Annotated in this window: 24 protein-coding genes; 11 read left to right on the forward strand and 13 right to left on the reverse strand. The window is 71.3% G+C overall.

The features are described 5' to 3' along the window. Window positions 1-290: 290 nt before the first annotated feature. A complete protein-coding gene (locus tag DN069_RS17940) occupies window positions 291-1,133 on the forward strand; it encodes a phosphodiester glycosidase family protein (protein WP_111502033.1) in 843 nt (280 codons plus the stop codon). An 11-nt stretch (window positions 1,134-1,144) separates the two neighbouring features. Here the strand turns inward: DN069_RS17940 and DN069_RS17945 are convergent, their stop codons facing one another. The 8 genes from DN069_RS17945 to DN069_RS17980 all read right to left on the reverse strand — a co-directional run bounded on the left by DN069_RS17945 (window position 1,145) and on the right by DN069_RS17980 (window position 11,637). After that, window positions 1,145-2,431 (reverse strand): thymidine phosphorylase, encoded by a 1,287-nt coding sequence (locus tag DN069_RS17945; RefSeq protein WP_111502034.1) that lies wholly within the window; start codon window positions 2,429-2,431, stop codon window positions 1,145-1,147. 61 nt (window positions 2,432-2,492) lie between these two features. Further along, window positions 2,493-2,885, reverse strand: coding sequence for a cytidine deaminase (locus tag DN069_RS17950; protein WP_207892183.1), 393 nt, complete (start codon window positions 2,883-2,885; stop codon window positions 2,493-2,495). Between the two features lie 4 nt (window positions 2,886-2,889). Next, entirely contained in the window at window positions 2,890-4,194 is a 1,305-nt protein-coding gene (locus DN069_RS17955; RefSeq protein ID WP_111502035.1) for an ABC transporter permease, read from the reverse strand. Beyond that, window positions 4,191-5,558 carry an ABC transporter permease gene (locus tag DN069_RS17960; protein WP_207892184.1) on the reverse strand — a complete coding sequence of 456 codons (1,368 nt, stop codon included), beginning with the start codon at window positions 5,556-5,558 and terminating at the stop codon, window positions 4,191-4,193. Before DN069_RS17960 ends, DN069_RS17955 begins: the two co-directional genes overlap by 4 nt. After that, window positions 5,555-7,162, reverse strand: a complete 1,608-nt coding sequence (locus tag DN069_RS17965; RefSeq protein WP_111502036.1) for an ABC transporter ATP-binding protein — start codon at window positions 7,160-7,162, stop codon at window positions 5,555-5,557. Before DN069_RS17965 ends, DN069_RS17960 begins: the two co-directional genes overlap by 4 nt. A gap of 150 nt (window positions 7,163-7,312) precedes the next feature. Beyond that, the gene (locus DN069_RS17970; RefSeq protein ID WP_111502037.1) at window positions 7,313-8,401 is read right to left on the reverse strand and encodes a BMP family lipoprotein; all 1,089 of its coding nucleotides are present in this window, start codon (window positions 8,399-8,401) and stop codon (window positions 7,313-7,315) included. 301 nt (window positions 8,402-8,702) lie between these two features. Beyond that, window positions 8,703-9,893: an amidohydrolase gene (locus DN069_RS17975; RefSeq protein ID WP_243639387.1), complete on the reverse strand. Its 1,191-nt coding sequence runs from the start codon at window positions 9,891-9,893 to the stop codon at window positions 8,703-8,705. Between the two features lie 160 nt (window positions 9,894-10,053). Next, window positions 10,054-11,637, reverse strand: coding sequence for an acyl-CoA mutase large subunit family protein (locus DN069_RS17980; protein WP_111502039.1), 1,584 nt, complete (start codon window positions 11,635-11,637; stop codon window positions 10,054-10,056). Between the two features lie 123 nt (window positions 11,638-11,760). Between DN069_RS17980 and DN069_RS17985 the strand changes: the two genes are divergently transcribed. The 6 genes from DN069_RS17985 (at window position 11,761) to DN069_RS18010 (ending at window position 17,050) form a co-directional block, all read left to right on the forward strand. Beyond that, window positions 11,761-12,507 (forward strand): SDR family NAD(P)-dependent oxidoreductase, encoded by a 747-nt coding sequence (locus DN069_RS17985; protein WP_111502040.1) that lies wholly within the window; start codon window positions 11,761-11,763, stop codon window positions 12,505-12,507. A gap of 255 nt (window positions 12,508-12,762) precedes the next feature. Continuing rightward, the gene (locus DN069_RS17990; protein WP_424556295.1) at window positions 12,763-13,299 is read left to right on the forward strand and encodes a 2-oxo-4-hydroxy-4-carboxy-5-ureidoimidazoline decarboxylase; all 537 of its coding nucleotides are present in this window, start codon (window positions 12,763-12,765) and stop codon (window positions 13,297-13,299) included. A gap of 302 nt (window positions 13,300-13,601) precedes the next feature. After that, on the forward strand, window positions 13,602-13,979 hold the full coding sequence (gene sdhC, locus DN069_RS17995; RefSeq protein WP_042431666.1) for a succinate dehydrogenase, cytochrome b556 subunit: 378 nt from the start codon (window positions 13,602-13,604) through the stop codon (window positions 13,977-13,979). A gap of 14 nt (window positions 13,980-13,993) precedes the next feature. Continuing rightward, on the forward strand, window positions 13,994-14,464 hold the full coding sequence (locus DN069_RS18000; protein WP_111502041.1) for a succinate dehydrogenase hydrophobic membrane anchor subunit: 471 nt from the start codon (window positions 13,994-13,996) through the stop codon (window positions 14,462-14,464). A gap of 28 nt (window positions 14,465-14,492) precedes the next feature. After that, on the forward strand, window positions 14,493-16,247 hold the full coding sequence (gene sdhA, locus DN069_RS18005; protein ID WP_111502042.1) for a succinate dehydrogenase flavoprotein subunit: 1,755 nt from the start codon (window positions 14,493-14,495) through the stop codon (window positions 16,245-16,247). Then, window positions 16,247-17,050, forward strand: a complete 804-nt coding sequence (locus DN069_RS18010; protein WP_111502043.1) for a succinate dehydrogenase iron-sulfur subunit — start codon at window positions 16,247-16,249, stop codon at window positions 17,048-17,050. Before sdhA ends, DN069_RS18010 begins: the two co-directional genes overlap by 1 nt. Window positions 17,051-17,097: 47 nt before the next feature. On the opposite strand, the gene DN069_RS18015 is transcribed toward DN069_RS18010, so the two are convergent. Beyond that, window positions 17,098-17,343 (reverse strand): hypothetical protein, encoded by a 246-nt coding sequence (locus tag DN069_RS18015; RefSeq protein WP_111502044.1) that lies wholly within the window; start codon window positions 17,341-17,343, stop codon window positions 17,098-17,100. Between the two features lie 14 nt (window positions 17,344-17,357). After that, window positions 17,358-17,624, reverse strand: coding sequence for an SCO4848 family membrane protein (locus tag DN069_RS18020; RefSeq protein ID WP_111502045.1), 267 nt, complete (start codon window positions 17,622-17,624; stop codon window positions 17,358-17,360). 95 nt (window positions 17,625-17,719) lie between these two features. On the opposite strand from DN069_RS18020, the gene DN069_RS18025 reads away from it, so the two are divergent. Continuing rightward, a complete protein-coding gene (locus DN069_RS18025) occupies window positions 17,720-18,937 on the forward strand; it encodes a D-alanyl-D-alanine carboxypeptidase family protein (protein WP_207892185.1) in 1,218 nt (405 codons plus the stop codon). A 60-nt stretch (window positions 18,938-18,997) separates the two neighbouring features. Here DN069_RS18025 and DN069_RS40940 read toward each other — a convergent pair whose 3' ends face one another. The 3 genes from DN069_RS40940 to dprE1 are packed head-to-tail and all read right to left on the reverse strand — an operon-like array spanning window position 18,998 to window position 22,043. Beyond that, complete coding sequence (locus tag DN069_RS40940; protein WP_111502046.1) at window positions 18,998-19,915, reverse strand: YihY/virulence factor BrkB family protein; 918 nt, start codon at window positions 19,913-19,915, stop codon at window positions 18,998-19,000. A gap of 18 nt (window positions 19,916-19,933) precedes the next feature. Then, window positions 19,934-20,689, reverse strand: a complete 756-nt coding sequence (gene dprE2 / locus DN069_RS18035) for a decaprenylphospho-beta-D-erythro-pentofuranosid-2-ulose 2-reductase (protein ID WP_111502047.1) — start codon at window positions 20,687-20,689, stop codon at window positions 19,934-19,936. 13 nt (window positions 20,690-20,702) lie between these two features. Then, on the reverse strand, window positions 20,703-22,043 hold the full coding sequence (dprE1, locus tag DN069_RS18040; RefSeq protein WP_111502048.1) for a decaprenylphosphoryl-beta-D-ribose oxidase: 1,341 nt from the start codon (window positions 22,041-22,043) through the stop codon (window positions 20,703-20,705). Between the two features lie 189 nt (window positions 22,044-22,232). Here dprE1 and DN069_RS18045 point away from each other — a divergent pair, with 189 nt between their 5' ends. The 3 genes from DN069_RS18045 to DN069_RS18055 form a co-directional block, all read left to right on the forward strand. Next, window positions 22,233-23,261, forward strand: coding sequence for a decaprenyl-phosphate phosphoribosyltransferase (locus tag DN069_RS18045; protein WP_111502049.1), 1,029 nt, complete (start codon window positions 22,233-22,235; stop codon window positions 23,259-23,261). After that, on the forward strand, window positions 23,261-25,054 hold the full coding sequence (locus tag DN069_RS18050) for a hypothetical protein (protein ID WP_111502050.1): 1,794 nt from the start codon (window positions 23,261-23,263) through the stop codon (window positions 25,052-25,054). The genes DN069_RS18045 and DN069_RS18050 overlap by 1 nt, the downstream gene beginning before the upstream one ends. Window positions 25,055-25,131: 77 nt before the next feature. Next, a partial coding sequence (locus tag DN069_RS18055; protein WP_111502051.1) for a hypothetical protein occupies window positions 25,132-26,496 on the forward strand: 1,365 nt, incomplete at its 3' end.

The raw sequence follows: 26,496 nt of genomic DNA on the forward strand, positions 1-26,496 counted from the left end.
CGCCCCTTCCGCCAGCCACCGGCGCCCGACAGCCGCCCCGCCCGGCGGCGCGGCCGGGACCAGTCCCGCGCGGGCCCGCCGCCCCCGGCGACGCCGCGTCGCCTCCGCCGCGCTCGGGGTCGGCGTCGTGCTGGCCGTGGTGGCGGGGGTCTGCGTCAACGACGCGCTGGACGCGCCCGGGCCGGGTGGGGCGCAGGCGAAGCTGGCACGGTGGGGGTCGGTTTGGCCGCGGGGCGGGCCGGGGCCGCGTTCAGGGTCCGGCCCGCCCCGCGGCCAAACCGACCCCCACCGTGCCGCCGATCCCGCTGCACGCGCCGGTCCAACCGCTCGTCAGCCCGGCCCAGGCCGGGGAGGGCGTCTTCAGCGCGCTGGTCCGGGAGAAGGGGCAGCCGGTGATCCAGAGCGCGCTGATGCGGCCGGACTCCTACGACACCGGGTTCCCCGTCGGCGTCGTCTGGATGAAACAGCATGCGCTCCGCTTCACCCTGCACCCGGGCGCCCTGGAGCCGGGCGGCACCTGGGCGGTGCCGGCGAGCATCACACCGAGCGAACGGGTCGGCCTGGTCGCCGCCTACAACGGCGGCTTCAAGGTCTCCAACGGTGACTCGCACGGCGGCTTCTACCTGGACGGTCGAACCATCGGCTACCTGCGCGACGGCGCGGCCTCGGAGGTCTTCCACCGGGACGGATCGCTGAGCGTCGGCGTCTGGAACGAGGACGTGCGCATGGGCCCGGACGTCGTCGGTGTCCGCCAGTGCCTGGTCCCGCTGGTCCGCGACGGCAGGGTCACCGGCGACGTCTACAACGGCGGCACCGAGACGTGGGGCTTCACGGACGGCGGCTACGCCGCCGTGGCCCGTTCGGGGATCGGCGTGGACCGGCACGGCGACATCGTCTACGTCGGCGGCCGCCTGCTCACCGTCCAGTCCCTGGCCACCCTGCTGCAGCGCGCGGGCGCGGTGACGGCCATGATGCTGGACATCAACCTCAGCTGGCCGTCCTTCATCTCCTACGACGCGACCAGGACCCCGAGCGACCCGGTCCCCCACAACCTGGTCAACTTCGTCCGCGCCGCCACCCGCTACTACGACGGCTCCAGCCGCGACTTCGTCGCCGTCTACGCCCGCCCGTGAGCACGGTGGCCTTACGCGATGCGGTCCAGGATCAGAGGGGTCGCCTTGAAGTCCGCGCCGGCCGGGGCGATGGTGATCGCGTCCGGGGTGGCCAGGGCCTCCAGGGCGTAGTCGAAGCGCTCGGGGGTGTCCGTGTGGAGGGTCAGCAGCGGCTGGCCCGCGGTGACGACGGCGCCCGGCTTGGCGTGGATCTCCACGCCGGCGCCGGCCTGGACCGGGTCCTCCTTGCGGGCGCGGCCGGCGCCGAGGCGCCAGGCGGCGACGCCGACGGCGTAGGCGTCGAGGCCGGTCAGCACGCCGCTCGCGGGGGCCGTGAGGACGTGCTGCTCGCGCGCGACCGGCAGGGCCGCGTCCGGGTCGCCGCCCTGCGCCGCGATCATGCGACGCCAGTGGTCCATCGCGGAGCCGTCGCGCAGCGCGGTCTCCGGGTCCTTTCCACCCGTGACGCCCGCCGCGGCGAGCATCTCCCGCGCCAGCGCGAGGGTCAGCTCGACGACGTCCGCCGGGCCGCCGCCGGCCAGCACCTCGACCGACTCGCGCACCTCCAGCGCGTTGCCGGCGGTGAGGCCGAGCGGGGTGCTCATGTCCGTCAGCAGCGCGACGGTGTTGACCCCGGCGTTCTGGCCCAGCCCGACCATGGTGCGGGCCAGCTCCTGCGCGTCGGCGAGGTTCTTCATGAAGGCGCCGGAGCCGACCTTCACGTCCAGGACCAGCGCGCCGGTGCCCTCGGCGATCTTCTTCGACATGATCGAGGACGCGATCAGCGGGATCGCCTCGACGGTGCCGGTGACGTCGCGCAGCGCGTACAGCTTCTTGTCGGCGGGCGCGAGGCCGTCACCCGCCGCGCAGATGACCGCGCCCGTGCCGCGCAGCACGTCCATCATCTCCTCGTTGGAGAGCAGCGCCCGCCAGCCGGGGATCGACTCCAGCTTGTCCAGCGTCCCGCCGGTGTGTCCGAGCCCGCGCCCGGACAGCTGCGGCACGGCCGCGCCGCAGGCGGCGACCAGCGGCGCGAGCGGCAGCGTGATCTTGTCGCCGACGCCGCCGGTGGAGTGCTTGTCGCTGGTGGGCAGCGGCAGCGAGGAGAAGTCCATCCGCACGCCGGACCGGATCATCGCGTCGGTCCAGCGGGAGATCTCCCGCAGGTTCATCCCGTTCAGCAGGATCGCCATGGCCAGCGCGGACATCTGCTCGTCGGCGACCTCGCCGCGGGTGTAGGCGTCGATCACCCAGTCGATCTGGGCATCGGTCAGCTCGGCGCGGTCGCGCTTCGCGCGGATGACGGAGATGACGTCCACGGTGACTCCAGGATTGCGAAAGGACTGTGCGAGAACTCTACGCGCGTAACCACGCGCGACACTACAGCCGCTCGGGCCCGAACGCGTCCGGGAGGAGCTCGGTGAGCGGGCGGATCCCGGAGACGGACTCCACGATCAGCTCCGCTCCCCCGTGCTCCCACAGCAGTTGCCTGCAGCGTCCGCACGGCATCAGGGGCTTGCCGTCGCGATCGCAGCAGGTGAACGCCACCAGCCGTCCGCCGCCCGTGGCGTGGAGCGCGGACACCAGTCCGCACTCCGCGCACAGCCCCAGGCCGTAGGACGCGTTCTCGACGTTGCAGCCGCTGACGACACGACCGTCGTCGACCAGCGCCGCCGCGCCGACCGGGAAGCCGGAGTACGGGGCGTACGCGCGCCCCATCGCCGCGCGGGCCTCGGCCCGCAGCGCCTCCCAGTCGACCGCGTCGATGTCCATGAACTCAGCCCTTGATGTACGGCTTGCCGGACGCCGCCGGCGGGCGCGTCAGGCCGCCCATCGCGGCGACGACGAAGACGGTCACCAGGTAGGGGGCCATCGCCAGGAACGCGCCGGGGATCGGGGTGTTCAGCGAGGACAGCGCCACCTGCAGCTCGGTCGCGAAACCGAACAGCACGGCCGCGCCGAAGGCGCCGATCGGCGACCAGCGGCCGACGATCAGTGCCGCCAGGGCGATGTAGCCCTTGCCGGAGCTCATGTCCTTGCCGAAGGCGCTGGCCAGTCCGAGCGTCAGCCAGACGCCGCCGAGGCCGGAGAGCAGGCCGGCCGTGATGACGTTCCGGTAGCGCAGGCCGATGACCTTGATGCCGACGGTGTCGGCGGCCGTCGGGTGCTCGCCGACCGCGCGGGTACGCAGACCCCAGCGGGTGCGGAAGAGCAGGAACCAGATCACCGGCACCAGGATGTAGGCCAGGTAGAAGATGATGTTCTGGTTGAACAGCTCGCCGATGATCGGGATCGAGGCCAGGCCGGGGATCCGGATCGCCGAGAAGCCCATCGCCTTGTTGTAGGTGCCGCCGTTGGTCGACATCACCCGGTCGTAGAGGAAGCCGGTGACGCCGGAGGCCAGCAGGTTGAGCACGACGCCGAGGACGACCTGCTCGATCAGGTAGCGGTTGGCGAAGACCGCCAGCAGGGCGCCCATCAGCGCGCCGCCGAGGCAGCCCGCGATCGCGCCGGCCCAGAGCGAACCGGTGCTCGACGCGGTGATCACGGCCGCGAAGGCGCCGAAGAGGAACTGACCCTCGATCGCGATGTTGACGACGCCCGAGCGCTCACAGAGCAGGCCGCTGAGCGAGCCGAGGATCAGCGGCACCGCGCCGCCCGCCGTCAGGGCGATGATCGACGGCACGTTCAAGCCGACGGTCGAACCCGCCGCCACCCAGACCAGGAAGGCGATCACGATGGAGGCGAAGTAGACGCCGTCCACCCAGATCCGCAGCTTCTTCGACAGCGGTGCGAAGGCCCGGGCCAGGCCGCACAGGATGGCCAACGCGCTGAACGCGATCGCGACCTCCTGCGACGGCGCCGAGATGGGGCCGAGCCCACCGGGCGCGTTCGGGTCGAACTTGAGGACGAAGACGGTGTGGGCGTCACCGCTGACCCGCGAGGTGAGGCCGAAGCCCCACAGGCACAGGGCGGCGATGACCGCCTGGGTGATACCGGTGATCAGCTTGGCCCGGGTGTCCGCGGCCACTGCGACCGCAGGCAGCGTCTCGTTCCCGGTAGCGGTGGATGCCGTACTCATTCCTCGCCTCCGGCAACGGTGATGGTCTCGGTCGTGTGGAACGGGTCGACGGTCGGGGCGGCTTCTCCGCCTTCACCCCGGCCCGTGTCAATCTTGTGGGCCCGCAGTCGGAAGATCTCCTTCACCAGCTGCGGCGCCGCCACGAAGATGACGATCAGGGCCTGGATGACGGTGATGATCTCGATGGACACCTGCGCCTGCGTCTGCATCAGGGCACCGCCCGCCTGCAGCGCGCCGAAGAGCAGCGAGGCGCCGACGACGCCCCACGGCCTGGTGCGGCCCAGCAGCGCGACGGTGATCGCGCTGAAGCCGAGACCGGCGTCGATGTTCGGGCTCAGGGAGTTGTTGTTCGGGTTGGCCAGACCGAGGGTCTGGGTCACCCCGATCAGGCCCATCAGCCCACCGGAGATCAGCATGGACGCGATCTGCACCCGGCTGACGTTGATGCCGGCGGTCTTGGCCGCGCTCGGCCGCAGGCCGACGGCGCGCACCTCGAAGCCGAGCTTGCTGCGCTTGAAGAACCACGCCACGGCGAAGGTGGCGGCGATCGCGAAGAGCAGGCCGATGTCGGTGAAGAGCTGGTCGCCGAAGAGGTGCGGCAGCACCGCGGTGGAGCCCGCCGGCTTGGAGATGGCCTGTCCCGCCGCGGCCGGGTTGTGGAACACGGAGGTGTTCAGCAGCCAGCCGCCGAGAAAGAGCAGCGCGACGTAGTTGAGCATGATCGTCACGATCACCTCGTGCGCGCCGCGCTTGGCCTTCAGCCAGCCGACGACGCCGCCGTAGAGCATGCCGCCGACGATGCCGGCCAGGACGGCCACGATCATGTGCAGCAGGCCGGGCAGCGCGGTCCACGAGAAGCCGACGTAGGACGCGAAGATGGCGCCGACGATCAGCTGGCCCTGGCCGCCGATGTTGAACATGCCGGCGCGGAAGGCGACGGAGATCGCCAGGCCGCCGAAGATCAGCGGCGTCGCGTACTCGAGCGTGTTCGAGATCGGCCCGAAGAACTGCTCCGGCGTGCCGGAGACCGTCGCCGGGTCGAAGATCGCACCCTTGAACAGCGAGCTGTAGGCGCTGGAGATGTCGTTCCAGGCCGAGGAGAGGAAGTCGCCCGGCGAGGCGAAGAAGTAGCCGAGCTGGTTCATCGTGTCGGTGTTCGACAACACGATCATGATCGCGCCGACGACCAGCGCGAGCAGGATGGCCAGGAAGGTGACCATCGCGCCGTTCTCGGCGGTGAAGACGTTGCGGATGATCACACCCCAGTCGCGGGGCGGACGGTCCGGCTTCGGCTTCGGCTCCGGGGCGGGGGTCGCCGACGCGGCGCCGGCGGCCTCGTTCTTCTCAGGTTCGGGCGTGCTCACGAGTCCGCCTCCTCCGTGTTAGTGGTGGCGGCGTCGGCCACGGGTTGACTCTCAGCGGTGTCGCCCTCCGGGCTCGCGGCCCGCTCGCCGTCGCCGGTGATGCCGGCCATCAGCAGGCCGATCTCGTCGCGGGACGTGGTCGGCGGGACCGTGGCGACGATCTTGCCGCGGTACATCACCGCGACCTTGTCGGCCAGCGCCAGCACCTCGTCGAGCTCGGTGGAGACGACCACGACCGGGCGGCCCTGGTCGCGCTCGTCGACGATGCGCTTGTGGATGAACTCCATCGCGCCGACGTCCACGCCACGGGTCGGCTGCGAGGCGACCAGCAGACGGAGCGGGCGCGACAGCTCGCGGGCCACGACGACCTTCTGCGCGTTGCCGCCGGAGAGCTTGCCGGCCGGGTGCTGCGACGCGGCCGGGCGGATGTCGAACTCCTTGATCCGCGCGTCGGCGTTCTTGGCGATCTCGTCCAGGTTGATGGAGAGACCGCGGCCGAAGGGCGGCTTCTTGTACAGGTCCAGGACCAGGTTCTCGGCGACGGTGAACTCGCCGACCACGCCGTCGTGGCCACGGTCCTCGGGGATGAAGCCGACACCGGCGTCCAGCACCTGACGCGGGGTCCTGCCGGTCAGCTCCTTGCCGTCCAGGCTGATCGTCCCGGCCGCGGCGGGTACCAGACCGAGGATCGCCTCGGCCAGCTCCGACTGGCCGTTGCCCTGGACGCCCGCGATGCCGAGGATCTCGCCGTCGCGGACGGTGAAGGAGACGTCGTCGACGGCGGCCTGGCCGTTGGCGTCGAGCACGGTCAGGTTCTCGACCTGGAAGGAGGCCTGGCCGGGCTTGGCGAGCTCCTTGGCGACGACCAGCTGCACCGAGCGGCCGACCATCATCGAGGCCAGTTCCTGCTCGCTGGAGGTCGGAGAGGCCTCGCCGACGACCGCGCCGCGCCGGATCACCGTGATCCGGTTGGCGATCGCCTTGACCTCCTTGAGCTTGTGCGTGATGAAGACGATCGACTTGCCCGCCTCGCGCAGCGAGTTCATGACGACGAAGAGGTCGTCGATCTCCTGCGGGGTCAGCACCGCGGTCGGCTCGTCCAGGATCAGCGTCTGGGCGTCGCGCACCAGCGCCTTGACGATCTCGACGCGCTGCTGGACGCCGACCGGGAGGTTCTCGACCACGGCGTCGGGGTTGACCGGGAGGCCGTAGCGCTTCGAGACCTCCTGCACGTCCTTGCGGGCGCGCCGGCGGTCCAGCAGGCCGAGCGGGCCGCGGCTGGCGCCGAGCTCGACCTCGTCGCCGAGGACGACGTTCTCGGCCACGGTGAAGACCGGGACCAGCATGAAGTGCTGGTGGACCATGCCGATGCCGTTGGCGATGGCGTCGCGCGGGCTGTTGATGGTCTTGGCGGCTCCGTCGACGAGGATCTCGCCCTCGTCGGGCTGGTGAAGTCCGTACAGGACGTTCATCAGCGTGGACTTGCCGGCGCCGTTCTCACCCAGCAGACAGTGGACCTCACCAGGCTCTACGGTCAGGTCGATGTGGTCGTTGGCGACCAGCGAACCGAATCGCTTGGTGATGCCGCGAAGTTCCAGACGCACTTGTGAACACACTCCTCACGCCGGGCATCAGAGTCGATCGGCGGAAGCTATCGAGGACTTGACGGACCCGCCAGACCACGGGGCGTGAACCCTGGGCCGACAGGCCGGTGGGCGGGTGCGCCGTGCACACCCGCCCCTGACCATCCGGAATCAGCCTGCGGTCGGCTGGTTCTTGGACTGGATCTTGATGGTGCCGTTGATGATGTTCGCCTTGACCGTGTTGATCTCGGAGGTCAGCGAGGCGGGCACCTTGGACGCGAAGTCGTGGTACGGCGCCAGGCCGGTGCCGTTGTTCGACAGGGTGCCGACGAACGGGGTGGCCGAGAACTGGCCGTTGGCGGCCTCCTGCACGGAGGTGCTCACGGCGGTGGCGATGCCCTTGGTGACGGACGTCATGATGACGGAGCCGTACTGCGGGTTGGAGACGAAGCCGTCGTCGTCGACCCAGATGGCGTTGAGCTTGCCGCCCGAGGACTGGGCCTGGGCCAGCGCGCCGATGCCGGTGCCGCCGGCGACCGGGAAGACGATGTCGGCGCCCTCGGACTGGAAGGTCGCGGCGATCTGCTTGCCGCCGGCCTGGTCGGTGAAGGACTGGGTCGGGTCGAAGGTGCCGTGCTGGCTCGGCTCGTCCCAGCCGAGGACCTGGACGTGCGTGCCGTGCTTCTGGTTGTAGTACTGCACGCCCTCCCAGAAGCCGTCCATGTAGACGGTGACGGTCGGGTAGTTGGCGCCGCCGAAGGTGGCGACCTTGCCGGTCTTGGTCATGCCGGCCGCGAAGTAGCCGCCGAGGAAGGCGCCCTGCGCGGTGTTGAACTCCAGGCCCTTGATCTGCGGCGCGGTCGAGGTGTTGTCGACGATCGCGTAGTGCTGGCTGGTGTTCTTCTTGGCCGACGCGACGGTCGCGTCGTTCATGGCGAAGCCGACCGTGACGATCAGCTTGCACTGGGCGGAGACGAAGCCGGCGATGTTGCTGGCGTAGTCGTTCTCCGTCGCGGAGGTGGCGTTCTGAACGTTGATGTTCGGGTTGGCCTTCGCAGCGTCCTGCATACCGGCCCAGGACTCGGCGTTGAACGAGTGGTCGTCCAGACCGCCGGTGTCGGTGACCATGCAGGCCTTGAAGCTACCGCCGGCGTTGGCGGAGCTGGTGGAACCCGAGGTCGAGACGGGCTTCGAACCACACGCCGTGGCGGTCAGGGCGACCACTGTCGCGATCACTGCCAGGCCAACGGGCTTGTTCATCAATTCCTCCAGTTAGGAGCCGACATCGCAGAGCCCGGGGGCAGGGAGCGGCTTTGCTCAACCGATTGGATGCGAGGTTAACGCGCGTAGAACACTTTTGGATTACGGCTGCAGGGGCGTTATCAGATCGTCGCATTGCTTCCGCCGCGAGCACACCGAAGGGACGGGATGAATCGGACGTTTCCACTCCGATTTCGCTCGCTCGGCGCACACCTGTCAACACCATGAGACACCAAACGACGCCGCCCTGGAGGGTCGACGTCGTTTGTTCCCGCGTGTCGGATTCGTCCAGCTCCGCCGGTCAGCCCAGCGCGAGCGCGCTGAAGAGCTCCACACCCACCGAGATGGCCTGCTCGTCCGCGTCGAAAGTGCCCTGGTGGAGGTCGCGCACGCCCTGCTCGTCCGGCGCGCGCACGCCGAGCCGGGCCAGCGCGCCCGGGACCTCCTGCAGGTACCAGGAGAAGTCCTCGCCGCCCAGACTCTGCTCCGTCGGCTCGACGGCCGAGTCGCCGAAGCGCCGCGTCATCGCCAGCTCCAGCAGCGCGATCGACTCCGCCTCGTTGACCACCGGCGGCACGCCGCGGCGGTAGTCCAGCACCCACTTGGCCCGGTGCGTCTCCGCGATCTGCCCGACCAGCTCGTCGATCGCGCCGGGCGCCTCGCGCCAGCCGGCCGTCTCCAGGCAGCGGACCGTGCCCTCGAGCTCCGCGTGCTGCGGGATCGCATTCGCCGCGGAGCCGGACTCGATGCGGCCCCACACCAGGCTCACGCCCCAGCGGGGGTCCATCCGCCGCTGCAGCGCGGCGGGCAGCTCGGTCGCGGTCTTGGCGACGGCCATCACCAGATCCGTCGTCAGGTGCGGGCGGGCGGTGTGCCCGCCCGGGCCGGCCAGGCTGAGCTTGAGCAGGTCGCAGGCCGAGGTGATGGCGCCGACCTTGAGCCCGATCCGCCCGACCTCGACCCGCGGGTCGCAGTGCACGGCGAAGATCCGCTCCAGGCCCGGCAGCACGCCCGCCTTGATCACGTCCAGCGCCCCGCCCGGCATCTGCTCCTCGGCCGGCTGGAACACCAGCCGCACCGGGCGCCGCAAGGTGCCCTGACGGGCCGCCTCGGCCAGCACCAGGGCGGTGCCGAGGACCACGGTGGTGTGCACGTCGTGCCCGCAGGCGTGGCAGACCCCGGGGACCGTCGAGCGGTAGGGAACGTCGAGCGGCTTGGCGTCCTCGATCGGCAGCGCGTCGATGTCGGCGCGGAACCCCCACACGCCGCGCTCCGCCGAGAGCCCCTCGGGGACGATGTCGCAGACCAGCCCCGTGCCCCCGGGCAACACGCGCGGCGCGAGGCCGGCCTGCTCCAGACGGGCCTTGATGAGCGCGGTCGTCCGGACTTCCTGCCGGCCCAGCTCGGGGTGCATGTGCAGGTCGCGCCGGAAGGCGATCAGCTCGGACCGGAGGGCGTCGACGCGGGACCGCAGCTCATTCGACTGGTTCACCTCCACAAGGCTACGGCCCTGGGGCGGTTGGGGCAGGGGATCACCGAAATTCATACCGCCGGACGAGACGTTTGTCGCCCACTCGGCGCATGATTCGCCCGGAGCGGGGTAGGGGATCTCCTTCATGCATCGTTCAACGAGCGAATCCGTGCCGCGTTGCTCAGAAGCTGTCCACCGGCGCATAGGTCCCCCAGACCTCGCGGAGCGCGTCGCAGGTCTCGCCCACCGTCGCACGCGCGGCCAAGGCCTCCTTCATCGGGTACAGCACATTCTCGCCCGAGGTCCCCGCCGCCCGCTTGAGCGCGCCCAGAGCCCGGTCCACCGCCGCGTTGTCGCGGTCCGCGCGCAGCTTGGCCAGGCGCTCCGCCTGCTGTGCCTCGATCGCCGGGTCGACCCGCAGCGGCTCGTACGGCTCCTCCTCGTCCAACTGGAAGCGGTTGACGCCGACCACGGTCCGCTCGCCCGCGTCCGTCTGCAGCGCCACCTGGTACGCGCTGCGCTCGATCTCGGACTTCTGGTAGCCGCGCTCGATGCCGGCGACCGCGCCGCCCATCTCCTCGACCTTGGCCATCAGCTCCAGCGCCGCCGCCTCGACCTCGTCGGTCAGCTGCTCGACGACGTAGGAGCCGGCGAACGGGTCCACCGTCGCGGTCACGTCGGTCTCGTACGCCAGCACCTGCTGCGTGCGCAGCGCGAGCCGCGCGGACTTCTCCGTCGGCAGCGCGATGGCCTCGTCGAAGCTGTTGGTGTGCAGCGACTGCGTCCCGCCCAGCACCGCCGCCAGCGCCTGGACCGAGACCCGGACCAGGTTCACCTCGGGCTGCTGCGCCGTCAGCTGCACGCCCGCCGTCTGGGTGTGGAAGCGCAGCATCATCGACTTCGGGTTCCGCGCCTTGAACTCCTCCTTCATGACGCGCGCCCAGATCCGGCGGGCGGCGCGGAACTTGGCCACCTCCTCCAGGAGCGTGGTGCGCGAGACGAAGAAGAAGGACAGGCGCGGCCCGAAGTCGTCCACGTCCATGCCGGCCGCGAGTGCCGTGCGGACGTACTCGATGCCGTTGGCCAGGGTGAACGCGATCTCCTGCGCGGGCGTGGCCCCGGCCTCGGCCATGTGGTAGCCGGAGATGGAGATGGTGTTCCAGCGCGGGATCTCGGCCCGGCAGTACTGGAAGATGTCCGCGATCAGCCGCAGCGAGGGCTTGGGCGGGAAGATGTAGGTGCCGCGGGCGATGTACTCCTTCAGCACGTCGTTCTGGATCGTGCCGGTGAGCCTGCCCGACGGCACGCCCTGGGACTCGCCGACCAGTTGGTAGAGCAGGAGCAGGAGCGAGCCGGGCGCGTTGATGGTCATCGAGGTGGAGACCTCGCCCAGCGGGATGCCGCCGAAGAGCACCCCCATGTCCTCGACGGAGTCGATCGCGACGCCGACCTTGCCCACCTCGCCGTGGGCGATCGCCGCGTCCGAGTCGTAGCCCATCTGGGTGGGCAGGTCGAAGGCGACCGAGAGGCCCATGGTGCCGTTGGCGATCAGCTGCTTGTAGCGCGCGTTGGACTCCGCCGCGGTGCCGAAGCCGGCGTACTGCCGCATCGTCCACGGCTTGCCCGTGTACATGGTCGGGTAGACGCCGCGGGTGAAGGGGTACCGACCGGGCTCGCCGAGCTTCGTCGCCGGGTCCCAGCCCTGCTGGGCGTCCGGCCCGTAGACGGGCTCGATGGGCAGTCCGGACTCGGACAGGCGGGTCATGGGACCTCCTCCGCGATGGCGACCGACTCGCTACGTACGGTAATGATGCGCGCCGGTGGGGAGTAGTCGCATCATCTGGGAGGTTGCTCACACAGACGCAACTCCATGGGAGGAACGAATCAGATGACAGTGCAGAAGGTCGCGGTCGTGACCGGCGCGAGCAGCGGTATCGGCGCGGCGACGGCACGGGGGCTGGCCGCGGCCGGATACCGCGTGGCACTGGTCGCGCGGCGCGGCGACCGTTTGAAGGCGCTCGCGGAGGAGATCGGCGAGGCCGCCTCCGTCCACGAGGTCGACGTGACGGACCGGGCGGCGGTCGACGCCTTCGCGGCGACGCTGACGCGGGTGGACGTGCTGGTCAACAACGCGGGCGGCGCGTTCGGCGCGGAGTCCGTCGAGTCCGGCGACCCGGCGGACTGGCTGCGGATGTACCAGGTCAACGTGCTGGGCGTGCTGCACGCCACCCAGGCCTTCCTGCCGGCGCTGCGCGCCTCCGGCGACGGCACCGTGCTCGTCCTGTCCTCCACGGCCGCGTTCGCCGCGTACGAGGGCGGCGGCGGCTACGTCGCGGCGAAGGCGGGCGCGCACGCGATCGCGGGCACGCTGCGGCTGGAGCTGGTCGGCGAGCCGATTCGCGTGATCGAGATCGCGCCGGGCCTGGTCAAGACGGACGAGTTCGCGCTCACCCGCTTCCGCGGCGACGCCGCGAAGGCCGCGTCCGTCTACGCGGGCGTCGCGGAACCGCTGACCGCGGACGACGTCGCGGACACCATCGTCTGGGCCGTCACCCGCCCCCCGCACGTCAACATCGACCTCCTCGTCGTCCGCCCCCGCGCCCAGGCGGCGCAGCACAAGGTGCACCGGTCGTAGTTGCACCCCCCGGGGGCGCGGAGCCGCAAAACGGCAGAGCCTCGCGCCCCTGAGGCGGGGCAACCGACCGTTCGTTCACCCACCTGACGCTGTCTCATAATTCGGGCGTCGAGGGCTCGACTTAATACCCCGTACGAGTGAATCCTTGTGTCAGGTGCCGTTGTCGCACCGCCCGTGACGTCCCCTGAAGTGCCGACGCAGTCGGTCGCACCCCTTAACCTCAAGGGCTCCAACCCGCTGTTCGAGGAGGACCCGCTGGCCAGGTCGCCGATTCCGTCGCCCTCCGCACCACAGTCACCCGCACCGGGCCTGTCCCGTCTCAACGACGCGGCGCCGGGCGCCGCCGAGGAGGCGCTGCTGGCCTGCTGCGGGAGCCGGCGCTGGGCGATAAGGATGACCGCACACCGGCCGTACCCGGACGTGGCCTCGCTGCTCGCCGCCGCGAGCGAGGCGTCGTACGACATGTCGCACCGGGACCTGTCGGAGGCGCTCGCCGACGAGAGCTGCATGCCCCAGCCCCTGCTGGGCATGCGCGCGCCCGGGAGCGCCGCCGCGCACACCGCGCTGCAGGCCGCCCACGCCGCCTACGAGGCGCGCTTCGGCCACGTGTTCGTGGTGAGTCTGGACGACTGCCCGCCGGAGGAGATGCTGGACACCGTCCTGGTGAGCATCCGGGCGCGGCTCGCCAACGACGAGGACGAGGAGCGCAGCACCACCGCCGAGCAGCTGCGCCGGATCACCCTGAGCAGGCTCACCCATCTCGTCTCGTCTCACGCCTCGGCGTCTTCGTGAGACCACAGGGTGAGATCGCCCACATCCACCACCCGGCGGCTTTGACGTCCCGCCAGCAACGACCCGGTCCCGGACTGGGAAAACACTGGGCCCGAGGCCCTCGCGGCCGGTAACGGTCCGGTCACGGGACGATCATAGGAGTGGATCTCGCCCCGCCGCAGGGGCCCCGACAGGCCCAGCGCCCTCCGGCCTGGCTACGATGGCCGCGGCCGGTGGACCGTATCCGGCCGGGCCGACCGACACCGACGCCGATGCCGCCGCGCTGCCGGGCGACCCCCGCCCCGCTCCCGGAGGGTTCTTCCGTGCCGGCTGGAACGCTGTACCGCGGCCGGGAAGGCATGTGGTCGTGGGTGGCTCATCGAGTCACCGGCGTCCTCATCTTCTTCTTCCTGTTCGCCCACGTCCTCGACACCGCACTGGTCCGCGTCTCGCCGCAGGCCTACAACAGCGTGATCGCGACGTACAAGACGCCGCTCGTCAACCTGATGGAGTACGGCCTCACGGCCGCCATCCTCTTCCACGCGCTGAACGGTCTCCGGGTCATCGCGGTGGACTTCTGGGCCAAGGGGCCGAAGTACCAGCGGCAGATGCTGTGGACCGTCGTGACCGTCTGGGTCCTGCTGATGGCGGGTGCGTTCTACCCCGTCCTGCAGGAGACCCTCCAATGGCTGTTCAGTTGAGGGTGAGATAACAGATGGCTACCGACTCCATCGGCAACGTCGAGCTCACCGACTCGACGCCGACCGACGCGACGGCGTTCCTCATCGAGCCGCCGCGCAAGCGCACCAAGACCACCTCTGGCCGCCGCAGCCGGACCAACTTCGAGATGCTGGCGTGGCTGTTCATGCGCCTGTCCGGCATCGTGCTGGTCTTCCTGGTCCTCGGTCACCTCATCATCCAGCTGGTGCTGGACGGCGGCGTCTCGAAGATCTCCTTCGCGTTCGTCGCCGGGCGCTGGGCCTCGCCGTTCTGGCAGGCCTGGGACCTGCTGATGCTGTGGCTGGCGATGCTCCACGGCGCCAACGGCATGCGTACCGTCATCAACGACTACGCCGAGCGCCCGGGCACCCGTTTCTGGCTGAAGGTCCTGCTGGTGGCCGCCACGGTCTTCACCGTGCTGCTGGGCACCCTGGTGATCTTCACCTTCGACCCGAACATCAGCTGACGCGGACGGACGAGGCAGCGACAGAGACATGAAGATTCACCAGTACGACACCGTCATCGTCGGCGCCGGCGGCGCGGGCATGCGTGCGGCCGTCGAGGCCACCAAGCGCAGCCGCACCGCGGTCCTGACCAAGCTCTACCCGACCCGCTCCCACACCGGCGCGGCCCAGGGCGGCATGGCCGCCGCCCTCGCCAACGTCGAGGACGACAACTGGGAGTGGCACACCTTCGACACCGTCAAGGGCGGTGACTACCTGGTCGACCAGGACGCCGCCGAGATCCTGGCCAAGGAGGCGATCGACGCCGTCCTCGACCTGGAGAAGATGGGTCTGCCCTTCAACCGCACCCCCGAGGGCAAGATCGACCAGCGTCGCTTCGGCGGCCACACCCGCAACCACGGCGAGGCCGCGGTGCGCCGCTCCTGCTACGCCGCGGACCGCACCGGCCACATGATCCTCCAGACGCTGTACCAGAACTGCGTCAAGGAGGGCGTGGAGTTCTTCAACGAGTTCTACGTCCTCGACCTGCTGATGGTCGACGTCGACGGCGTCAAGAAGGTCGCCGGCGTCGTCTCCTACGAGCTGGCCACCGGCGAGGTGCACGTCTTCCAGGCGAAGTCGGTCATCTTCGCCTCGGGCGGCAACGGCAAGTTCTTCAAGGTGACCTCGAACGCGCACACCCTGACCGGTGACGGCCAGGCCGCCGCGTACCGCCGGGGTCTGCCGCTGGAGGACATGGAGTTCTTCCAGTTCCACCCGACGGGCATCTGGCGCATGGGCATCCTGCTCACCGAGGGCGCCCGCGGCGAGGGCGGCATCCTGCGCAACAAGGACGGCGAGCGCTTCATGGAGCGCTACGCGCCGGTCATGAAGGACCTCGCGTCCCGTGACGTCGTCTCCCGCGCCATCTACTCGGAGATCCGGGCCGGCCGTGGCTGCGGCCTCAACGGCGACCACGTCTACCTGGACCTCACCCACCTGCCGCCGGAGCAGCTGGACGCCAAGCTGCCGGACATCACCGAGTTCGCGCGCACCTACCTCGGCATCGAGCCCTACACGGACCCGATCCCGATCCAGCCCACCGCGCACTACGCCATGGGCGGCATCCCGACCAACAACGACGCGCAGGTCCTGCTGGACAACACGACCGTCGTCCCGGGTCTGTACGCCGCCGGTGAGGTCGCCTGCGTGTCCGTTCACGGCGGCAACCGCCTGGGCACCAACTCGCTGCTCGACATCAACGTCTTCGGCCGCCGCGCCGGCATCAACGCCGCCGAGTACTCCGCGACCGCCGACTACGTCGAGCTGCCGGAGAACCCGGCCGCCAAGGTCGTCGAGATGCTGGAGACCATCCGCACCTCGAACGGCACCGAGCGGGTCGGCGAGATCCGCGAGGCGCTGCAGCAGTCCATGGACACCAACGTGTCCGTGTACCGCACCGAGGAGACCCTGAAGCAGGCGGTGGCCGACATCGCCGAGCTGAAGGAGCGTTACAAGAACATCTCGGTGATGGACAAGGGCAAGCGCTACAACACCGACCTGCTGGAGGCCGTCGAGCTGGGCAACCTGCTCGACCTGGCCGAGGTCACCGCCGTCTCCGCGCTCGCCCGCAAGGAGTCGCGCGGCGGTCACTTCCGCGAGGACTTCCCGACCCGCGACGACGTCAACTTCATGCGCCACACCATGGCGTACCGCGAGGTCGACGCGAACGGCGACACCAGCGTCCGGCTGGACTACAAGCCGGTCGTGGTCACCCGCTACCAGCCGATGGAGCGTAAGTACTGATGAGCACCCCCACCATCGACGACACGGCCACCCCGCACTCCGCCGCGCTGGACGCGGCCGAGTCGGGCGAGGTCGAGCTGATCACCATCACCCTGCGGATCCGCCGGTTCAACCCGGAGGAGCACCCGGACGCGGTGTGGGTCGACTACCAGCTCACGGTGGACCCGAAGGAGCGCGTCCTGGACGCGATCAACCGGGTCAAGTGGGAGCAGGACGGCACGCTCACCTACCGTCGCTCCTGCGCCCACGGTGTCTGCGGCTCCGACGCGATGCGGATCAACGGCAAGAACCGTCTTGCCTGCAAGACCCTCATCAAGGACGTCACTGCGCTTGACAAGAACGGCGTGGCCAAGCCGATCACGATCGAGGCCATCAAGGGCATGACCGTCCTGAAGGACCTGGTCGTGGACATGGACCCGTTCTTCCAGGCGTACCGCGACGTGATGCCCTTCCTGATCACCACGGGCAACGCGCCGACGCGTGAGCGGATCCAGTCGGAGGAGGACGTCCAGCGCTTCGAGGACACCACCAAGTGCATCCTCTGCGCCGCCTGCACCTCCTCCTGCCCGGTGTTCTGGAACGACGGCCAGTACTTCGGTCCGGCCGCGATCGTGAACGCCCACCGCTTCATCTTCGACTCGCGTGACGAGGGCGCGGAGCAGCGGCTGGAGATCCTGAACGACCGTGAGGGCGTGTGGCGCTGCCGCACCACCTTCAACTGCACCGACGCGTGCCCGCGTGGCATCGAGGTCACCAAGGCGATCCAGGAAGTGAAGCGCGCGCTGATCACGCGTCGCTACTGAGTCCGACCGCTGACGCGTAAGGCCCGGCCCCTTCGGGGAGCCGGGCCTTACGCGTTCGCGGTCGCCTTGGCCGACAGCACGTCGGCGCGCTTCCAGCTGAGGGTCGTGCCCTTGGGCTCGAAGGTGGTGCTGCCGTCCTTGGCGGTGACCAGGATGGCGACGCCGAAGGTCCCGGCGACCTCGTTCGGCATCCGCAGCTTCGCGACGTTGCTCTCGCCCACCGTCATGGTGGTCGCGGTGACGGCGAACGCGGTGCCCGGCGCGGCGACGGCGGCCAGGGCGAGCGCGATCACCCGCCAGGGGGACCTTACGCCGGGTCGGCGATCTTCTCCGCGCTCCGGAAACCGCGCAGACTGCGGACGCCGAGCGAGCCGACGACGAGGCCGAGGAGCAGGGAACTGACGGCGAGTGCGGCGTGGATCCAGAAGTAGGCCGTCGGCTTGCCGTGGTCGCCGTGGGTGAAGGCGAGGCCCTCGTGGTCGGCCCACAAATTCTTGAAGAACGTCACCCAGATCCAGATCGACCACACGCCGAAGGCTGTCAGGAACCAGGAAGCACGTCGGCTGAGTCTCATATGCTCAGTATGGTCCGCCGTCCGGCCGCACCCGGACGAGGGGTCCTGTCTGCTTTTAGGACCGGGTGGGGAATGGATTGGGTACGGTCGACTGCGTGCAGCTACATGATCGCGTCCGCACAAGTCGGACGGTACGGGGAACGGTCGCCGCGGCGACCGCAGCTGGAGTGGTACTGACGCTCACCGCCGCGGGGCACGCCCCGAGTTCGAGCACCAGCCCGGTCAGACAGCCGCCCGCGCAGATGTCCGCGGTCGGCGGCGACGCGCTGGGCCGCCCAGGCCCGCAGACGGGCGCCGGCGCGCCCGCGCTGCCGCGCGGCCTCTCCGCGCTGTCCTGGATCGTCTCGGACGCGGACACCGGCCAGGTCCTGGGCGCGGAGAACCCGCACTGGCAACTGCCGCCCGCCAGCACCCTGAAGACGCTGTTCGCGGACACCGTGCTGCCGAAGATCCCGCAGACCGCGACCCACAAGGTCGTCGAGTCCGACTTCGACGGCATGGGCGAGGGCAGCAGCGAGGTCGGCGTCATGCCCGGCCAGACCTACCTCGTCTCCGACCTGTGGCTCGGGGTCTTCCTGCGCTCCGGCAACGACGCCGTCCATGTGCTGGCCGCGATGAACGGTGGCGTGGCCGCGACGGTCCAGCAGATGCAGGCGCGCGCCCAGGCCTTGGGCGCCAACGACACCCACGTCGTCAGCCCCGACGGCTACGACATGCCCGGTCAGGTCTCCTCCGCCTACGACCTCACGCTGTTCGCGCGGGACGGGCTGAAGAACCCCGACTTCGCGAAGTACTGCAACACCGCGATCGCGAAGTTCCCCGGCGGCCCGAGCACGAAGGGCAAGCCCTTCGAGATCGACAACACCAACCGCCTGCTCACCGGCTTCGACGGGGTGGGCCACTACCCCGGCCTCATCGGCGTGAAGAACGGCTACACGACGAACGCCGGCAACACGTTGATCGAGGCGGCGCAGCGGAACGGGCACACGCTGCTGGTCACCGTGATGAACCCGCAGAACCACGCCTACGAAGAGGTCTACCACGAGGCCCGCGAACTGCTGGACTGGGGCTTCTCGGCCGACGGCCACGCCACGCCCATCGGCACCCTCGACGCCGTCAAGTCCCCCTCCGGCGACGCGGCCAACCCCTCCGCCCACGCCTCCGCCGGCACGGCCGCCGGCCCCTGGTCCGCGACAGCCTCCTCCAACGGCGGCTCGTCGACCACGACGTACCTGGCAGGTGCGGCAGGGGCCCTGGCCCTCGGCACGGGCGGCGTCCTGTTCCTGCGCCGCAGGAGGCGACGCTCGCGGTAGTTGCACCGTCCAGGGGCGCGGGGCCCTGCCCACGCGGCTCCAGACGCCCCGCGCCCCTGGCTATGCGTGCTCGTCCGCCTTCTCGATCGCTTCCACCGCGCGCTCCCGCGCGCGCAGGCGCGCCGCCGTCGGGTCGGACGTGGCCGTCCAGGCGACGCAGTACAGGAGCCAGCGGGACATGAAGTTGATCCAGAGCAGCAGGGCGATCGGCGTGCCGAACGCGCCGTAGACGCTCTTGGCGGCCACCCCCGCGATGTACGCGGCCAGGGCCTGCTTGAGGATCTCGAAGCCCACCGCGCCCAGCAGCGCGGCCTCGAGGACGACCCGGCGCGGCTGGCCGAAGATGCGGGGCAGGCCGACCAGCAGGTAGGAGAAGACCAGGACGTCCGCCGACACCGCGACGAGGAACGCGATGACGGCCAGCGCCACCCGGCCGCCGGTGGAGCCCTCGACGCCGAGCCAGCGGGCCGCCTGGCCCGTGAGCGCGCCGGCCGCCGTGGACGCGCCGAGGGAGACCGCGCCGACCACGCCGAGGCCGAACAGGACCACGGTGTCCCAGATCTTGCGGACGATCACATTGCCGGGCTCCAGCGGCAGGTACCAGGACGTGCGGATGCAGACGCGGGTGGTGTCCACCCAGCCGAGGCCGGAGATCAGCAGGATCAGGCCGGAGACCAGACCCACCGCCGTGGCGTTGGCCGCGACCTCGTGCAGGTTCAGCTGGCGGGAGAGGCCGGGGATCTGCTCACCGATCTTCCGCTGCAGCTCGTCGACCCTTCTGTCCGTCAGGACCGCGGCCGCGACGGCCAGGGCCACCGTCAGCAGCGGGAAGAGGGCGAGGAAGCCGAAGAAGGTGACCGCGCCCGCGAGGCGGTTGGAGCCGACGTCGTTGAAGTGCTCGTAGACCCGGTAGGCGCGGGTGCGCATCACCCACGCCACGACGGGTCCGACGACGGGCATGCGGGTGAGCTGGTCCACGCACCCGAACGTACCCGTTCAGACCGGAAGCCTGCGGAAAACCGCGCGCGGCACGTGGCGCAGGCCGGACATGACGAAGCGGAGCGCGCCCGGCACCCAGACCGTCTCCGCGCCGCGGCGCAGGCCGGCGACCGTGGCCTCGGCGACGGCGTCGGCGGTGGTGGCGAGAGGGGCCTCGGGCAGGCCCTCCGTCATGCGGGTGCGCACGAAGCCGGGCCGGACGACCATGACCCGCGCGCCGGTGCCGTGCAGCGAGTCACCGAGGCCCTGGGCGAAGGCGTCGAGGCCCGCCTTGGTGGAGCCGTAGATGAAGTTGGAGCGGCGGGCCCGCTCCCCGGCCACGGAGGAGAGAACGACCAGCGCGCCGTGGCCCTGACGGCGCAGCGCCTGCGCGCAGACCAGCGAGGCGGTGACCGCGCCGAGGTAGTTGACCTTGGCGACGGCGGCGGCCGCGAGTGGGTCGCGCTCGTCGCGCTCCTGGTCCCCGAGGACGCCGAAGGCGAGCAGGGCGACGTCGATGTCGCCCTCGGCGAAGATCTTGCCGAGCACCGTCTCGTGGGTGTCGACGGCGGTGGCGTCGAACTCGTGGACGTGCACCTGCGCGCCGAGGGCGCGCAGCTCCTCGGCGGCGGCGTCCAGTGCGGGCGAGGGGCGCCCGGCCAGGTGCACGACCTCGACCCGACCGCGGACCAGGCGCCGAGCGGTGGCCAGCCCGATCTCGGAGGAGCCGCCGAGGACCAGCAGGGACTGGGGGTCGCCCAGGGCGTTCATCATCACGAGGGCCTTTCTAGAGGGCGAGCCTGCGGGCGAGGTCGGAGGTGAAGACGCCGCTCGGGTCGATCCGCTCGCGCAGCGCGCGGAAGTCGGCGAGCCGCGGGTACATCGCGGCGAGCGTCCGCGGGCGCATCCGCGAGTCCTTGGCCAGGTAGATGCGGCCGCCGGCGGCCAGCACCTGCTCGTCGAGCCGGTCCAGCAGCGGGCCGAGGCCGGGGACCGAGGCGGGCAGGTCGAGCGCGAGCGTCCAGCCGGGCATCGGGAAGGAGAGCCAGCCGGGGCCGCCCTCGCCGAAGCGCTTGAGCACGGCGAGGAAGGACGGACAGCCGTGCCGGCTGAGCTGCTCGACGATGGAGCGCAGCGCCGCCTCCTGCCCGTAGGGGACGACGAACTGGTACTGCAGGAAGCCGCCGGGCCCGTAGACGCGGTTCCACTCCGGCACGCCGTCGAGCGGGTGGAAGAAGGCGCCGATGCGCTGCAGCTGGCCGCGGCGCTCACGCGGCGCCTTACGGAACCAGAGCTCGTTGAAGGCGCCGACGGTCGCGGTGCGCAGCAGCCCGCCGGGGATGCCGCGCGGCGCGGCCGGGAGGCTGCGCGGCCGGAAGGCCAGCGGATCGAGGGCCTGACGCGGGGTCAGCATGTCCAGGGTGGCATGCTCGCCGCGGGTCAGCACCGCGCGCCCGGTGGCCGCGCCGCGGGCGACCAGGTCGATCCAGGCGACGGAGTACCGGTAGCGGTGGTCGGTGGCCTCCAGCCGCTGCATCAACTCGTCGAGGTCGGCGGCGCGCTCGGTGTCGACCGCCATCAGCGAGGTGGCCACGGGCAGCAGCCGGATCGTGGCGTCGAGGATGACACCGGTGAGGCCCATGCCGCCGGTGGTGGCGTCGAACAGCTCGTCGCCCGGGGTGAGCTCCCGCTCCTCCCCACCGGCCGTCAGCAGCCGCATCCGCGTGACGTGGTGGCCGAAGCTGCCGCTGACGTGGTGGTTCTTGCCGTGGATGTCCGCGCCGATCGCGCCGCCGACGGTGACGTAGCGGGTGCCGGGGGTGACCGGCACGAACCAGCCGAAGGGCAGCAGCAGCCGCATCAGCCGGTCCAGGCTGACGCCGGCCTCGCAGGTGACCAGGCCCTGCTCCAGGTCGAGCGCGCGCACCCGCGCCAGCGAGGTCATGTCGAGGACGGTGCCGCCGGCGTTCTGTGCGGCGTCGCCGTAGCTGCGGCCGAGGCCGCGGGCCAGCGTGCCGCGCTCGCCCGCGGCCCGCACGGCGTCGCGAGCCTCGGCCGTGCTCGTCGGCACGCAGAGCCGGGCGGTCGTGGGCGCGGTGCGGCCCCACCCCGTGAGTCGTCCTTCCATGCGAGCGACGCTAAGCCCGCCCACCGACACGGCGCAGGGGGCGCGCGGGGCGGTCATTCGTGACCAAAGCGCCAACCGTCCGGTTAGGCACGCGGAATACGCACGGTCCCGGGCGCGGGAGCAGGTCGCGGAGCACCCCCGAACGGGTGAGTGAGGGCCGCGACGGCTAGTTGACGGCGAGGTACGCGCATGACGGAAGACTCCTCCGTGACCACCCCAGGGACCGGCCTGCTCGAACCGGGTTCCGAATCGGCGGGCGGTCCGAACGGAGGGCACCCGAACGGCGGACCCGGCGCTCACCCGCCCGGCCGACTCCCGTCCGGCTCCTTCGCCGTGCCGCTCGGTCTGCTGCTGACGGCCCGTCCGCGCCAGTGGGTCAAGAACGTGCTGGTGCTCGCCGCGCCCGCCGCCGCGGGCCGGTTGCTCGCCCCGGGGGTGCCCGCCCGGCTGGCCGCCTGCTTCGCGCTGTTCACCGGCGCCGCCGCCGCGGTCTACCTGGTCAACGACGCCAAGGACGTGGCCGCGGACCGGGCCCATCCGACCAAGCGGTTCCGGCCGGTCGCCGCCGGCCTGGTGCCGGTGCCGCTCGCCTACGGCACCGGTCTGCTGCTCGGCGCGCTCGCCCTCGCCGGGGCCACGCTGGTCTGCAGTGCCGCGACGGCGCTGGTGATCGGCGCGTACCTGGTGATGCAGCTGCTCTACTGCATCTGGTTCAAGCATCTGCCGGTGGTCGACCTGATGGTGGTCGCCAGCGGCTTCCTGCTGCGGGCGATGGCGGGCGGCACCGCGATCGGCATCCCGCTGAGCCGCTGGTTCCTGATCACCACCGGCTTCGGCGCGCTCTTCCTGGTCTCCGCCAAGCGCTACTCGGAACGGGCCGGGGAGGGCGGCAGCGGCCGCACCCGCCCGCTGCTGGCCGCCTACTCCCCCGAGTACCTGCGCTTCGTCTGGCAGCTGGCGGCCGGCGTCACCATGCTCAGCTACTGCCTGTGGGCGCTGGGCAGCCCGGCCGAGACGCCGCCCGAGAGCGCGGGCGCGACGCTGCCGTGGCGACCGCTGTCGATCATCCCCTTCCTGGTCCTGCTGCTGCGCTACGCGGTCTTCGCGGACCGCGCCGAGTCCGGCGCGCCCGAGGACGTGGTGCTGCGCGACCGGCCGCTGCAGATCGCGGCGGCGGGCTGGGTGCTGCTCTACGGCTGCTCGGTGGTGGGCGTGTGATGACCAGTCCGCAGCCGCGTGCCGACGACGAGCGGGCGCCCGAGCCCGCCGACGCCGGACTCGACGCCACGCCCCCGCCCGAACACTCCGCCCTGGTCCGGTTCGCCGCGGGACCCGGCGCGGTGCTGCTCGGGTCGGCGCTGGTGGCCGCGCAGGCCGCCCGGATGAGGGCGTGGATCGTCGACGACGCGGCCATCACCTTCGCCTATGCCCGCAGCGTGGCGCACGGCCTCGGGCCGGTGCAGCAGGCGGGCGCGCCGCCGGTCGAGGGCTACTCCAACCCGAGCTGGCTGACCGTGCTGACGCTCGGTCACGGCCTCGGCCTCTTCGACCACGGCTCGCTGTTCGGCGTCAGCGACCTGGTCTGGTTCCCCAAGCTGCTGGCCCTGCTCTGCGTGGCCGGGGTGCTGTGGTGCGTGCGCGCGACGACCGGCTCGGCGGTGGCGACGCTGTTCGCCTCGGTGGTGCTGGCGACCAACTGGTCGTTCGTCATCTGGGCCTTCTCCGGCCTGGAGAACCCGCTGTACGGACTGCTGGTCGCCGCGCTGGCCGCGCTGCTGGCCCGCGCCGCCGTGCGGGGCTCGCTGCCGGGCGCGCGGACCGCCGCACTGGCCGGTGTGCTGGCCCTGCTGGCGGCGCTGACCCGGCCGGACGGCCTCGTCTACGCGGGCGCCTACCCGCTGGCGCTGGTGCTCACCGTCCCGCGCTCGGCGCTCAGCGTCGCGGGCGTGGTGGACCGGGTGGTGCGGCCGTCCGTGCTGGCCGTCGGCGTGTTCGGGGCCCCGTACGGGCTGTTCCTGCTGTGGCGCCGGGCGGTGTTCGGGCAGTGGGTGCCGAACACGGCCGTGGCCAAGGCGCAGGGCGCACCCCCGCTCGCCCAGGTCTGGCACCAGGCCGTGGATGTGCTCGGCTACGCGGGCTGGACGTCGGTGGCCGTGGTCGCGCTCGCCGCGGCGCTGGTGCTGCGGCGGCCCGGACCCGCACGCGCCGAACTCGTCGCGGCGGGGGTGCCGGTCGGGTTCGCCGTGCTGGCCTTCTCGGTGCTGCAGCCGGACTGGATGGCGCTCTACCGCTTCGCCACGCCGGTGTGGACGGCGGGCGCGCTCTTCGGCACGCTCGTGCTGACGCGCGCCTGGTCGTCCGTCCGGGTCGCCGGTTCCCTCGGCCCGGTCCCCGTGCGGCTCCTCGCCCGCGCGGCGCTCGTGGTCGCGGCCGTGGGCGCGCTGATTCTCTCGGCGCTTCCGCAGGCGGCCTCGGCGGCGACCTTCCGCAGCTGGCCGACGCTGTCGATGTGCAGCGTGGCGCAGCGCTACGGGCTGATGTTCAACGCCTACGCCGACCGGCTCGGGCTGCCGCCGCGCAGCAGTTCACTGCTGCTGCCCGACCTCGGCGGCACCCTGCTGACCAGCGAGCTGCGCGTGGTGGACCTGGCGGGGCTGACCGACCCGGTCATTGCCAGGGACTACGGCGCCGGCGACATGGCCGCGCTGCGCTCGTACGTCTTCCAGGAGGTGCGGCCCACCTTCGTCCACGTGCACGGGCCCTGGGCGCAGGGCCCCGGGCTGCTGCCGGACACGCTGCGCGCGGAGGGATACCTGGCGATCTACGACTCCGGCACGAGCGTGGGGCCGAGCGCGTTCGACAGCGACTGGGTGCGCACCGACGCGGTGACCTCCCCGGCCCGACTCGCGAGCCTGCGCGGGTGGGCGCACCATGAGGTTCCCACCGCCGAACGGCTCCGCGCGGTCTCCCCGTTGACGACCTGTGATCTTCCGACCGGAATTCCAAGATAGTCGGACAATTGTTTTTCCCGGCGAATTCGCGCCTGTTTTGCAATTACCGCCGGACGACCCCAGGATTGTTTTTCGAAATGAAAGTCCTCGCGCGCTCCTCCGCCCTCCTCGCCGGATTCGCCGTAGCCCTGCTCGCCCTGCTGGGGGCCGGTGGCCTCTGGGTGCGTCCGGCTGCCGACGACTGGTGCTACCAGACGAACATGCGCACCATGTCGGTCCGTCAGTTCGTCCACTTCCTCTACCAGGACAGCAACGGCCGGGCCGGCAACGCCGTGCTGCTCGCCTGGGTGCACGGGCTCGGCCCGCTGGGCCTCAAGGTGTACCCGGTCGTCGTGATCGCCCTGCTGCTCGGTTCGCTGTGGCTGCTGGTCGCCCGGCTCACCCGTTTGGCCGGTCGTCACGTCCCGGCCGCCGTGCAGTTGCTGACCGCGGCGACCGCGGCGCTGGTCTTCCTGCTGGTCTGCCCGCAGCCGTACCAGACGACCTACTGGGCCTCCGGCGGCATCTCGCACACCGTCCCGGCCGTGCTCGCGACCGTACTGGTCTCCGCCGTGCTCTGCCTGCCCGGCCGCAGCGGGCGCGCCGGCCTGGCCGGGCGCTGGACGGCGGCGCTCGCGCTGCTGCTCGGCTTCGCCTTCATCGCGCTGGTCTCCGAGGCGATGGCGCTGGTGGTCGGCGTGCTCGCGGCCGTGCTCTGGCTGCGTGCCGGGGACGTGTGCGCCGACCGCCCCGCGCGTCGCGCGGCCCGGCTCGGCGCACTGGCCGCGATCGCCGGCTCGGCCGGCGGCCTGCTGGTCGAGTACCTCTCCCCCGGCATGCACGCCCGCAGCGCGGGGCTCGGCGTCCCGCACGGCACCGTACTTCTGCACCGCCTCCGCGAGGGCATGGTCACCTGGCTCGGCGACGTGGCCACGACCGTGACCAGCTTCGACTATGTCGCGGTCGTCCTCGCGGGCGTCCTCCTCGGCCTGACCACCCGCCACCTCGCCCCGGACGCGCTGACCCGCGCGGCCTTCGCCTGGCCCCGCTCCACCGCGCGGGGCCCGGAGCAGGCGGCCGCGCCGTCGACCACGGCCGCCGGCCCGGCCGGGCTGCTCGCCGGCCCGGGGACGACGGCCACCGTCGAGGACGAGGGCCCGTCGGCGCCCGGCCCCGTGGCCGGTGCGGCGGGCCCCGCCACCCCCGCTTTCGCGGTCCCCTCCCCCCTGCTGGTGCTGCCGTGGGCCGCGGCCGGCGTCATGGTCGGCAGCCTGCTCGTCACCCTGCTGGTGCAGGCCGTGTTCGGGACCTGGATCTGGTACATGTTGCGCACCTGGAACGACTGGCCGCTGCCGTACGTGCTGCTGCTCGCCGCCGTAGCGGTCGCCGCGGGCCGGCTGCTCGCCACCGCCCTCAGGACAGCCCCCGGCACCCCGAGCACAACCCGGCCCCGCCGCGCTGCC

Origin of the sequence: Streptacidiphilus pinicola, from assembly GCF_003258295.1 — a bacterium.
Classification (GTDB): domain Bacteria; phylum Actinomycetota; class Actinomycetes; order Streptomycetales; family Streptomycetaceae; genus Streptacidiphilus; species Streptacidiphilus pinicola.